Genomic DNA, 12,989 nt, shown 5'->3' on the forward strand with positions numbered 1-12,989 from the left:
GGATCAAACTCTCAATAAAAAGTTTAATCTTAGCTTACTCAAATAAAGAATTGCTGGTTTACTTAATTATTTATATCATTCTGTTCAATTTTCAAAGACCATTTTCTTTCACAACTTTATGTTGTTACTTTTGTATCACCCTCAAGCGACTTATTTAGTATATCATCTGTTTCGATATCTGTCAACAACTTTTAAAAACATTTTTTTGTCTTATTTTCATTGCTTCATCTCTTGACGACATCATTTATACTATCACTTTATAAATACACTGTCAACTACTTTTTTAATAAATCTTAAATATATCTATAATTTAAGATTTTTATTATCTATAATTAAAAATCTCATTATTAACTGAATAATCTCTTCGTATTAATCAATTATAATCATTGTTAAATTTTTTATAAAAATAAGTCTTAATTAATATATCAATTTTAATATTAATCAAAACTTATTTTCATTTAACTGACTATAATTTAAATTCATAAGACAATTGCTATTATATCTACTTGAATTCCTTATAGATTCCATAAGAATATATCATAGGAATTACTAACATCATAATAATAACAACAATATTTATAAAATCTACTTTTATAAAAGTATTTATACTTAGCACAAATCCTAAAACAACCCATAAATATCCTGAAAATCTATGAGTCTTTTTCCAATTATCTTTATCTTTTAATGCCCATGGCGTTTTTATTCCCACCAAATTATTTTGTTCACATTTTGGAAGATAATTTCCTGTAATCATTATCATTAATCCCACCATAAACATAATATAATTGCTTGCATTAAACTCAATTCCACAGGAATATATAATTATAACAGACTGTATCAGAACCGCCATCACTGGTATTGTCCATCTTGCTATCAATACAATAATTTTTCCACCTTTTCCTCGTATTATATTTTTATCTAACACTAAATTAATAATTATATTAATCACAAACATAAATATTGGTATTCCAAATACCGCAATGATTTTAGAACTATATCCGTCAGGTACTCCATTAAAATCGAAATGAGTTACTACCCTGTCCGGAAACCTATTATAAAAAATTATTGAAATTACACATGGTATCAAACATATTGCACTTGTCAAAAACATTGATAAATTCTTCTTTTTTTCCATAATTCATTCCCCTCTTCAAATTTTTATTCTTAATTATTTACTGCTTGAATTGTGAAAACCAAAGCATCATCTCTTCAAAAACAGACATATTAATTTCATAATATATAAAATTTTTATATTTTGATTCTGTTATCAGTTCTGCCTTTTTCAGTATAGAAAGATGATATGAAATTGTAGCATTTGATATCTTAAAATTTGATGCTATTTCCCCTGCTGACATCTTTTTATCTTTTAAAATCACTAGAATTTCTCTTCTGACAGGATCAGAAAGAGCTTTAAAGGTTTCCGGAAAACTCATATACATTCCCCTCCCTATAAAATCTATTTAGAATATCTTCTAAATAGATTTTATAATACTTTCCTGCAAATATCAATATCTATTTAGATTTTTTTCTAAATAGGTTTGAATAAAAAAGTGTGCTGCATATAAACAACACACTTTTTAATCAATCATAAATTCAAAATGTAAGATTGAATATTATAAAATAAACTTAACAAATTAATATTAGAAATACAAAAGTAATCTATATTTATTTTCTCTTTTTAATAACTAATGGATACATTGTAGAACCTATAAGAGTTTCTCCTTTTCTTATTTCACTGCCCTTATCTGCTATTACATTATCTAATACAACATCAGCTTCTATTCTGCTGTTTTGCATTATTACACAGTCTTTTAGCTTTGTATTCTTACCAATATAAACTCTTCTTCCAATTATACAGTTTTCAACAGTACCTTCAATTCTGCATCCATTAGCAATAATTGAATTAACAACATTACTTTTATCTGAATAAAAAGTTGGTCCTTCATCCTTAGTCTTTGTATATATTGGTCTTTCTTCATTGAATATCTCTTTATTAATCTTTTTATTCAAAAGAGCTGCATTGCTATCATATAACGCCTTTATAGAATTTATACAATCTAAATGTCCAGTAAATTCATATGCTCCTGCTGAGATATTCTTTAAATTATTATGAATATAATCTTTTACTTTTCTATACATGCCACTACTTATACATTCATTAACAATATTCACAAATAATTCTCTCTTTAATATATACATTTCCATGTTAATATTAGCCTTAGGATTCTTTCCTATATTTTCTCCTACACTAATAACATTTCCTGCATCATCAATATTTAATACACCACAATCACTAAAAGCTTCATCAGCATTATTAACCTTTTTATATACTATAGTTACATCTTTTCCAGTACTCTTATGATATTCTAAAACCTCTTTATAATTTATATTACATACCATATAACTTGGTGCTAATAATACATATTCCTTTCTGCTTCTATTTAAGAACTGAATATTATCTGCAAAATTATGAACATCATCAAATACAGGATCTTCATTTCCAAAATTAAACACTCTTAATCCATCAGTTTTTCTATTTAAATCCCATGGCCTTCCATTAGTTATATGATCTATTAAAGATCTTGATTTGTTTTTTGTAAATATTCCAATACAGTTTATTCCTGAGTTTGTCATATTAGATAATACAAAGTCTATAACTCTATATCTTGCTGCTATAGGAATTGAAGCAAGTGATCTATTGACAACTAATTCACCCATTCTATTTTCATTTTCATCTAAGTTGATTATACCAATACAATTTTTCATTTCTTTCTCCCCCTTAGCATACCATTAAACTGCTTTATTGCTTTCTTCTATGACTGTTCCCATTTTTACTTCTTCTTTAGCAGCAATTATAGCAATTTCATCTCCTAAAGAAATCTTACAGTCTTTTCTTACAATAGCGCCACTTCCTACTATTGCTTTTTCTATTACAACATTATCACCAATTTTGGCATCAGTCATAATTATAGAGTCTCTTATAACTGTATTTTTACCAATATGAACCCCCTGGAATAGTATTGAATTCTCAATCTGTCCATTTACAACACAACCTTCAACTACTAATGAGTTAGCTATTTTAGCATTTTCACCAATATATTGAGCTGGTCTTACTGGATTTACAGAATAAATCTTCCATTCTTCATCATGTAAATTTAACTCATTATCTTCTTTTAATAAATCCATATTTGCTTCCCAAAGACTATCTATAGTTCCAACATCTTTCCAGTATCCCTTAAATGGATAAGCAACCATTTTATTTCCATCATTAAGCATCTTAGGTATGATGTTCATTCCAAAATCGTTCTTTGATGTCTTATCAGCTTCATCTTCTTTTAAATATTTCTTTAAAGTCTTCCAGTTAAAAATATAAATACCCATTGATGCCAAATTATTTTTTGGAGTTTTTGGCTTCTCTTCAAATTCATATATTGATAAATCATCTCTAGTATTCATAATACCAAAACGTGATGCTTCATCCATTGGAACTTCTATTACTGCAATAGTAGCCTCTGCACCCTTTTCCTTATGAAAATCAAGCATTTTAGTATAATCCATCTTATAGATATGATCTCCTGATAATACTAAAACATATTCTGGATCATATCTGTCTACAAATTCTATATTTTGATAAATTGCATTTGCAGTACCTTTATACCATTCTCCACCTTTTTCTTCTTGATATGGTGGAAGTATACTTACTCCTCCATGTGTTCTATCTAAATCCCATGCTTCACCTATACCAATGTGAGCATTTAATTCAAGTGGTTTATATTGTGTTAAAACACCTACTGTATATATTCCAGAATTAGCACAATTGCTTAAAGGAAAATCTATAATTCTGTATTTTCCTCCAAATGGCACTGCTGGTTTAGCTAATTTTTTAGTTAAAACCCCTAATCTAGAACCTTGTCCACCAGCCAATATCATTGCTACAATTTCATTTTTACCCATAATATTATCTCCTCTCATATGTTTTATTCTCTTAAATGGAATTTTTATTTTTATGCATATATATTTAAATAATATGCTTAACATAATGTATTTATGTTAATTCATCATTAGTCAAGCATATTAATTTTGACTTTTTAAATCAATCACGCACTCTGCGTAATATTTTAAAGCTGTAGGGATATATTATTAATACGCTGTCACATCCAACAAATTTATATTTTTCTCCTTCATTGAATAAATCTAAATAAGTCCCTTCTAAATTAATATCCTTTATTATTTTCTGTGCATTTGAAACATTCACAACTATTACTATTCTTTCATTTTCATATACCCTTTCAAATGCAAACACATTTTCATCTGTGTCGAAAATACTAAAATCACCCTTCTTTAAACCATTCTGACTGTTTCGTATTTCTGCTATCTTTTTATAAAAACCAATCAGATCATTATTTTCATGTCCCCATGGATAACTTTTTCTATTATCTGGATCTTTTCCTCCTGTAACACCTGTCTCATCACCATAATAAATGAGTGGTACTCCAGGCAAAGTAAATTGTAGTGCAACTATTATTTTAAGTAATTGTATATTTCCATCTAATACTGTTAATATTCTTTCAGTATCAGATGTTCCAATCACATTCATATTTCCTAAGAAAACTTCCCTAGGATAATTTTCATATAAAGACATAATCTTTTTTCTGAATTTGTTTGATTTTATATAACCCTTAGTAAAATTAATTAAACTTTCTCTTAATGGATAATTAGTTACAGCTTGAACTTCATTTCCAAATATATATCTTCTTCTTTTTGAATAACTTATCTTATTTGATGCATCATCCCATATATCTCCAATAAGAATAGTTTCTTTATCTATAATATCTAATCCCTTTTTTACTTTTTCTATAAATTCATCTGGAAGTTCATCTGTCACATTTAAGCGCCATCCACTGGCTCCAAGTTCAATCCATTTTTTTATTATTGAATTCTCTCCATCGATTATATAATTCATATAATCACCATTCATGACATTTAAATTAGGCCTTCCATCAATTCCCCACCAACATTCATAGCTGTATGGATATCTGTTGAATTTATACCAATTATGATATTTAGAATTTGGAGACTGATATGCTCCTATTTCACCATAACTTCCAATTTTATTAAAGTATCTGCTGTCTGAACTTGTATAGCTAAATACTCCATCAAGAATTATTTTGATTTCTTTACTTTCAGCTATTTCACATAATTCTTTAAATTCTTCATTTGTCCCAAACATTTCATCTATAATTTCATAATCTCCAGTATCATATTTATGACAGCTTGAAGATTTAAATATTGGACTTAAGTTAATTATATTAACACCCAAAGACTTTATATAATCCAGCTTCTTTATTATCCCTCTAATATTTCCACCATAAAAGTCCCATCTTAAAATCCTACCCTGATAATCTTTTATATACATAGGTGAGTCATTCCATCTTCCATATATAAAAGAATTTTTTTTTGGATTATTTACTTTTCCATCATCATTTCCATTATAAAATCTATCTATAAATATCTGATAAATAATTCCTTCTTTATACCAGTCTGGAATATCAGACTTTTTATATACAGTAATCTGATATGGTACAGGATTGTACGTATATATCTGACCAGTTCCGCCTAGATGTTCATCATTATTTCCATAATATAATCGGTCATATCCATCTATTAATATAAAATAATATCCTAACACCCCCAATGTATCTTCTGTGTTAATTTCTGCAGAATATCTATAGCTTCCATTGTTGAGGTATTGTTTTTTCATTCCCATATTAACTTTTGTACCATCAAACTTAACAAGTTCAACAGCTGCAATTATCTCTTTATCTACATCAATTGACAGCTTTACTTCCTGTCCTTGTTCAACAGCACCAAAAGGCTTTCTGTATATCAAACTTTGTGAGTCATGTATTACTTTTATCCCGTCCATTAATTTACCTCCTATAGATTCTTATAAATTACTTCTGATCCCCAAATCCCTGCTGCATATTGTTCAATTGTCCTGTCAGATGAGAATAATCCTGAATGTGCAATATTTACTCCGCACATTCTCTGCCATTTATTAGAATCCCTATAAAGAGCATCAACTTTATTTTGTGCTTTCAAATATGAATCGAAATCTCTCAATACAAAAAACTCATCATTATAAGTAATCAGATTTTCATAAATGCCTTTAAATCTATTTTTATCACTATGATATTTACCATTTATCAAATCATCAATAACATTTTTTATCCTTGCATCACTATTATATAAATCTGTGGAATTATATCCTCCATTATTATAATAATCAAACATTTCATCCGCAGTTAATCCAAAAATCATTATATTATCTTTTGTCACTTCATCTTTTATTTCAATATTAGCTCCATCTAATGAAGCAACTGAAATTGCTCCATTCATCATAAACTTCATATTTGAAACTTCTGATATTCCCTTTGTTGTAGTGGAAATTTGTTCACTCACATCAGCTGCAGGTATAATTTTCTCTAATAATGAATCCTCACAATTTTCCATAAATACAATTTTAATTCTACCTTTTACTTTTGTATTATGATTTATTGTATCTGCAATGCAATGTATTAACTCTATAACACTTTTAGCACTATAATCTTCAGGTGCAGCCCTTCCACTAAATATAAATGTTCTAGGTACAATATCAATATCTTGATTATACATAATCGCATTATACAAATCCATTATCCTTAAACAATTGAGAATCTGTCTTTTAGATGAACAAATTCTTTCTACCTGAACATCAAATATAGAATTTGGATCTATAATTGTATTTTCATTCTTTAATATTATGTGAGCTAATTTTTCCTTATTTCTTAACTTTATATTTTTAAGTTCTTCAAGCACTGTACGTTTCCTTAAATGCCTTTCAAAACTTTTTAAATCAACTGGATGACGTATAAAACTGTCTCCAATTGTATTTATCAATAACTTTGCTAATTGAGGATTGCTCTTTAAAATCCATTTTCTATGAGTAACTCCATTTGTTTTATTATTAAACTTATTAGAATATAAATAATAAAAATCATTCATTTCTTTTTTCTTTAATATCTCTGTCTGAAGTTTTGCAATTCCACTAACACTACTACTTCCTACCACTGCCATATATACCATATTCACATATCCATCAGATATTATTGACATTCTAGATACTTTTTCATGATTTCCTGGATATCTATTATTAAGTTCCATACAGTATCGCCTGTTTATTTCTTCAATAATCATATATATCCTTGGAAGCAGCTTTTTGAATATATCAACAGACCATTTTTCAAAATCTTCTGATAAAATTCTGTGATTTGTGTAAGAAATTGTATTAGTTGTAATCCTCCATGCATCATCCCACTCTATTCCTTCTTCATCAACAAGTATTCTCATTAATTCAGGAATTGCAAGTGAAGGCTGTGTATCATCTATATGAATAGCAATCTTTTCATCAAAAACTTGAAAATTTTTAAAATGTTTTTTATAATGCCTCACTATACTTTGAATTCCAGCTGAAACAAAGAAATATTCTTGTTTTAATCTCAATACTTTTTCTTCAACTGATAAATCTTCAGGATATAGTATTTTTGATATAGATTCAACTGAATTTCTATAAGACATAGCCTGTAAAAAATCATTTCTATTTAACAACGAAAAATCAAAATCTTTAGATGCTGTTTCTGCACTCCATAGCCTTAATGTATTTACTACTTCATTATTATATCCAATTACAGGAGTATCATATGGTACTGCTAATACAGGTTCAAAATTAACATGAGCAAAGTTCATTTTTCCGTCAACAATATTCATGCTTATTTCTCCACCAAATTTAACTATTTCTGCTTTTTCAGCTTTTCTTTCTTCCCATATTCCAATTTCTCTTGAAAAATCATCCTGCAACTCAACTTGTTTTCCATCTATAATTTTTTGTTTAAAAAATCCATATTTATATCTTATGCCACATCCATTACCAGGAATATTAAGAGATGCCATGGAATCCATAATACATTGAGTCTGTCTTCCCAAACCGCCATTTTCAAATTCCTGTTCTCTTTCCAAATCTTCTAATTCTTCAAGATTTATATCTAACTCCTTAAGAGCTTCCATACAGACATTTCTTATTCCCATATTTAGCAGATAATCTCCCAGCAATTTTCCAAGCAGAAATTCCATAGAAAAATAATATACCTGCTTTTCACCTGTTTTATTATATCTTTTATTGGTTTTCTCCCAATTCTTTGTAATATAATCCCTGACCAGACTTACTAAGGCTTCATATTTTTGTTGATTAGTGCCTTCCTCTAAATTAATTCCATGCATATCCAAAAACTTATTTATATAAGATTTTTTGAATGCTTTTTTATCCATGTCAAGCATTAAATACCTCCTGCTAAATAGTATTAATCTTGTCCTGTTAATTCTCTATACATATCAAGGTAAATTTGTGCTGATCTTTCCCAGCTATTATCAGAATTCATTGCATTTTTAATAAGTGCATTCCACTTTTTCTTATCGCTATATATCCATAAAGCATATTTAATTATATTAAGTAATTCCTCTGCATTATAATTTCTAAAGCTGAATCCATTACCTTCACCTGTATATTCATTGTAAGGGTTTACAGTATCTTTCAATCCTCCTGTTTCTCTTACTATAGGAATTGATCCATATCTTAATGCTATTAACTGTCCTAATCCACATGGTTCAAACGCTGATGGCATCAAGAACATATCACTGGCTGCATATATCTTATTAGCTAAAGTATTATCAAATCGTATATTTGCAGATACTTTATTTCCATAAGCATAATCTAACCACTTAAAATGATCTTCAAAATGTCTTTCGCCTGTACCTAATATTACAAGTTGAACATTTTCCTGAAGAAGTCTTTCAGAAATATTAACTAGCAAATCAATTCCTTTTTGACTTGTTAATCTCGTAACCATTGCAATTAATGGAATATTTCCATCAACAGCTAATCCTAGTTCTTTCTGAAGAGCAATTTTGTTTATATTTTTATTTTTAATAGAATTAACATCATAATTCTTAAATATTCTCTTGTCGGTCTTTGGATTAAATTCATCATAATCTATTCCGTTTACGATTCCTCTTAAAGCATATGATCTGTCTCTTAATACACCATCCAATCTTTGACCATATTCTGGTGTTTGAATTTCTTGTGCATAGCTCTCACTTACAGTTGTAATTATATCTGAATAATAGAGCCCGCCCTTCATGAAACTTACACCTTCATCAAATTTTAAACATGTATTTTCATATAATTCCAAATCAAATCCAAACAATTCAGGTAATATATTAGGATCAAATACACCTTGGAATGCTATATTATGAATTGAATATACGCATTTCATATTCCAATAAAAACTGTCATAACGCTTATATTGGAATTTTAATAATACTGGAAGCATACCTGTCTGCCAGTCATTACAATGAATCAAATCTGGCTGCCAATCTATCTGTCTAAGCATATCTAGTACAGCTCTATCAAAAAAGGCAAATCTTTCTGCATCATCATAAAATCCATACAATCCATCACGATTAAAATATCGTTCATTATCAAGAACGTAATAAGTTACTCCATTATAAAAGCATTCCCATACACCACAAAATTCTTCTCTCCATCCAACATGAACATTAAACCATTTTACAAATCTTAATTTATCTTTTACTTCCCAGTTTAATTCTTTATATTTAGGAATAACAACTCTTACATCCGCATTTTTTTGAGCAAGTGCTTTTGGTAATGCTCCTGCAACATCTCCAAGACCACCACTTTTAATAAAAGGACTTGCCTCAGACGCTACAAATAAAACTCTCATTTCTTAACCCCCCAGCCTTATATAGAATAATTATAGATTATTGATGAAATTTATAAACCATCAATAATCTATAAATCCTATCAATTCTATTCTTCTACTTTTTCTTCCTTTGTATCATCAATTTCTTCTTCTACAACAATATCTTTAATTTTCAAAATTAAAGTTGCCATTGGTGGAACTTTAATCTTTACAGAATATGGCTGATTGTGGAATGGTGCTTTTTCTGCGAATAATGGTGTACCCATAATCTGTCCAGAACCACCATATTTAGCATCATCTGTATTGAATAATTCTTCATATTCACCTAAGAATGGTACTCCAATCTGATAATCATAATATACAGTAGGAGTAAAGTTTACTACAAATACTAATGTATCTTTATCATCTCTGCTCCTTCTTGTAAATACCAGAATACTCTGTTCATTATTATCTGCTTCTATCCAATTAAATCCTCTGTAGTCATGATCTAATTCCCAGAATGCTTTGTTATCAAGATATAAATTATTTAAATCCTTAAAGAATAAATGAGTCTTTTTATTCATATCTAAAGCTTCTATCAGATTCCATTCAAGTTCTTCATATTCTCTCCATTCTATGCCTTGTGCAAATTCACATCCCATGAATGTCAATTTTTTACCTGGATGCCCCATCATATAACCCATAAAAGCTCTAAGTCCGGCGTATTTATTCCATTCATCTCCCCACATTTTTTTAATAAGAGATCCTTTTCCATGAACTACTTCGTCATGAGAAAGTGGTAATAAATAATTTTCAGCATAATTGTACATCATTGCAAATGTTACATTTCTATGATTATGCTTTCTATATTCAGGATCTATCTTTATATATTCTAAAGTATCATTCATCCATCCCATATTCCATTTAAAGTTAAATCCCAATCCATCTTTCATTGGTGGTTTAGTTATATTAGGCCATGCAGTTGACTCTTCTGCTATCATTAATGCAGTTGGATACTCTGCAAATACTGCTTGATTCAACTGTTTTAAAAAGTCAATTGCTTCAAGATTTCCATTTCCACCATATTTATTAGGCTGCCATTCTCCTGGTTCTCTGCTGTAATCTAAATATAAAATACTTGATACTGCATCAACTCTTAAACCATCTACATGAAATTCTCTGAACCAATATAGTGCATTTGATATTAGATAACTTTGAACTTCCGGTCTTCCTAAATCAAAGTTGCATGTACCCCAGCCTTTATTTTCAGCTCTCCATTCTTCCTGATATTCATAAGTAGCAGTTCCATCAAATTTATATAATCCATGTGCATCCTTACAAAAATGTCCTGGAGCCCAGTCCATTATAACTCCTATATTTTCTTCATGTAGTTTATTTACTAACACTTTAAGTCCTTCAGGAGTACCATATCTACTTGTAGGAGAATAATATCCAGTTCCTTGATAGCCCCATGAAGCATCTAACGGATGTTCAACAAGAGGCATTATTTCAACATGAGAATATCCCATATCCTTTAAATATTTAGGTAATAATTCACCAATTTCTTCATAAGTCAAAAATTCACCGTCTTTATTTCTTTTCCATGATCCTAAATGAATTTCATAAACATTTAAAGGCTGTTCCAAAACATTTACACTATTTCTCTTATCTATCCACTTTTTATCTGTCCACTTAAATTCTTTAAAATCATATATTATTGAAGCATTATTAGGTCTAACTTCACTAAATAATGCATAGGGATCACTTTTAAATTCTCCTTGATTTCCCTTTTCATCAATTATACAGTATTTATATTTATCGCCTTCCTTAGGTTGAGTAAAGAAGCCAGCCCAAATACCATTGTCACTTACTTTTGAAAGTTTATATTCTTCATTTAAATTAAATCCATTAAAGTCTCCAACAACATATACTGCACTTGCTCTAGGCGCCCAAGTAGCAAATTGAATTCCTTGCTTCTTTTCTCTTGTCACTATATGAGCTCCTAAAATCTCATAAGCATTATAATTTTTTCCTTGATGGAATAAGTATTCATTAAAGTTTGTTATTTCAGTTTTGTCTATATTCTCATTTTTCTTTACACTTGATGTTTTTGATTTTATTTTTGTTGAATCTTTAGCACTGCTTTCTGATGTTTTTTTGCTCTTTGCTTTTGATTCTGAAGTTTTAGTTTCTACTTTTTTTGTCTTAGAAGTTAATTCTTTTACTTCTTCTATTTTTTTTGAATCAACTGCATTTGTTTCTTCTTTATTTACTTTAGTCGATTTAGATGTTTTTGAAGTTTTAGCAGTTGTTTTCCTTGGTTTGGTTGTCTTTGCTGTTGTTCTCTTTGTTCCTTTTGACTTTGTTGTTATATTTTTATCTTCTTCGTTTTTTTCTATATCAGTTTTAACTTCTAATTTTTTTTCAGTATCTTTTTCTTTTATAGAAATATTATCATTTTCTGATTTTGTTTTTTTACTTTTTGTATTATTAGCATCATTTGATATTTCTTTTTCATTAATATCTTGTGTTACTATTGCTTCTTTTGCCTCTATTTTACTTTTAGCTTTTGAAGTCCTGCTGGTAGTTTTTTTCTTTGCAGTTTCATCTGTTTTCTCCTTTGCAGAAGATATTATAGAATCTACTACTTTATCTGTTTTATTTGCCTTTTTAATAATTTCACTACTTACATTAGATTTATCTGACATTTAACTCATACCCCCATCCATATTAGTATCCCTCTCATAGTCTGTAATTGTCCCTATACCTTACAGTATTTATATTTTTTAACTTATTTTTGCCTATAAAATATTTTACCAAATTTTATGATTTTTTTCACTTATTTTTGTAACTTTCTATTTATTTAATTTAAATAAATAAATTAGTTTCATCCAATACCTAATTATATCTTAAAACTTATTCAGATAATATTCAATATTATTGAATATTGTTGAATATTATGAACATATTGGTAATGTTTATTAAATTAATTTTTTATGTTATAAACTTTATTTTATTAACTTATTATGTGTATGTTTATTCATATATTACTGTTTTAACTTAATTTTAAAAATAAATAAAAAAACGGATTTTATTTTTAGTATATTTTTGAACGCTAAAAAAGGATAGTTATTTCTAACTATCCTTATACTTACCTGGCAACGTCCTACTCTTCCACACAGTCTCCCGTGCAGT

At 28.5% G+C, this 12,989-nt stretch carries 8 protein-coding genes; all 8 read right to left on the reverse strand.

Features of this window, described 5'->3' with window-relative positions; genetic code table 11:
- Positions 1-502: 502 nt before the first annotated feature.
- The 8 genes from Q0F58_RS13340 to glgB all read right to left on the reverse strand — a co-directional run bounded on the left by Q0F58_RS13340 (position 503) and on the right by glgB (position 12,502).
- Positions 503-1,135 (reverse strand): SdpI family protein, encoded by a 633-nt coding sequence (locus Q0F58_RS13340; RefSeq protein ID WP_294377419.1) that lies wholly within the window; start codon positions 1,133-1,135, stop codon positions 503-505.
- A 37-nt stretch (positions 1,136-1,172) separates the two neighbouring features.
- Positions 1,173-1,433, reverse strand: a complete 261-nt coding sequence (locus Q0F58_RS13345) for an autorepressor SdpR family transcription factor (protein ID WP_294377420.1) — start codon at positions 1,431-1,433, stop codon at positions 1,173-1,175.
- Between the two features lie 232 nt (positions 1,434-1,665).
- Positions 1,666-2,766, reverse strand: a complete 1,101-nt coding sequence (gene glgD, locus Q0F58_RS13350; RefSeq protein WP_294377422.1) for a glucose-1-phosphate adenylyltransferase subunit GlgD — start codon at positions 2,764-2,766, stop codon at positions 1,666-1,668.
- 24 nt (positions 2,767-2,790) lie between these two features.
- On the reverse strand, positions 2,791-3,954 hold the full coding sequence (locus tag Q0F58_RS13355) for a glucose-1-phosphate adenylyltransferase (protein WP_294377425.1): 1,164 nt from the start codon (positions 3,952-3,954) through the stop codon (positions 2,791-2,793).
- A gap of 139 nt (positions 3,955-4,093) precedes the next feature.
- A complete protein-coding gene (locus Q0F58_RS13360) occupies positions 4,094-5,926 on the reverse strand; it encodes a glycoside hydrolase family 13 protein (RefSeq protein ID WP_294377427.1) in 1,833 nt (610 codons plus the stop codon).
- Between the two features lie 11 nt (positions 5,927-5,937).
- Positions 5,938-8,373: a glycogen/starch/alpha-glucan phosphorylase gene (locus Q0F58_RS13365; RefSeq protein WP_294377430.1), complete on the reverse strand. Its 2,436-nt coding sequence runs from the start codon at positions 8,371-8,373 to the stop codon at positions 5,938-5,940.
- 23 nt (positions 8,374-8,396) lie between these two features.
- Entirely contained in the window at positions 8,397-9,836 is a 1,440-nt protein-coding gene (gene glgA, locus Q0F58_RS13370; RefSeq protein WP_294377432.1) for a glycogen synthase GlgA, read from the reverse strand.
- Between the two features lie 86 nt (positions 9,837-9,922).
- Entirely contained in the window at positions 9,923-12,502 is a 2,580-nt protein-coding gene (glgB, locus tag Q0F58_RS13375; protein ID WP_294377434.1) for a 1,4-alpha-glucan branching protein GlgB, read from the reverse strand.
- Between the last annotated feature and the right edge of the window lie 487 nt (positions 12,503-12,989).

The organism is uncultured Clostridium sp., assembly GCF_934754915.1.
Taxonomy (GTDB): Bacteria; Bacillota; Clostridia; order Clostridiales; family Clostridiaceae; genus Clostridium.

Coding starts and splice junctions, on each gene's coding strand:
- Q0F58_RS13340 (WP_294377419.1), bottom strand. CDS start 1,135: ATGGAAAAAAAGAAGAATTTATCAATGTTTTTGACAAGTGCAATATGT.
- Q0F58_RS13345 (WP_294377420.1), bottom strand. CDS start 1,433: ATGAGTTTTCCGGAAACCTTTAAAGCTCTTTCTGATCCTGTCAGAAGA.
- glgD (WP_294377422.1), bottom strand. CDS start 2,766: ATGAAAAATTGTATTGGTATAATCAACTTAGATGAAAATGAAAATAGA.
- Q0F58_RS13355 (WP_294377425.1), bottom strand. CDS start 3,954: ATGGGTAAAAATGAAATTGTAGCAATGATATTGGCTGGTGGACAAGGT.
- Q0F58_RS13360 (WP_294377427.1), bottom strand. CDS start 5,926: ATGGACGGGATAAAAGTAATACATGACTCACAAAGTTTGATATACAGA.
- Q0F58_RS13365 (WP_294377430.1), bottom strand. CDS start 8,373: ATGCTTGACATGGATAAAAAAGCATTCAAAAAATCTTATATAAATAAG.
- glgA (WP_294377432.1), bottom strand. CDS start 9,836: ATGAGAGTTTTATTTGTAGCGTCTGAGGCAAGTCCTTTTATTAAAAGT.
- glgB (WP_294377434.1), bottom strand. CDS start 12,502: ATGTCAGATAAATCTAATGTAAGTAGTGAAATTATTAAAAAGGCAAAT.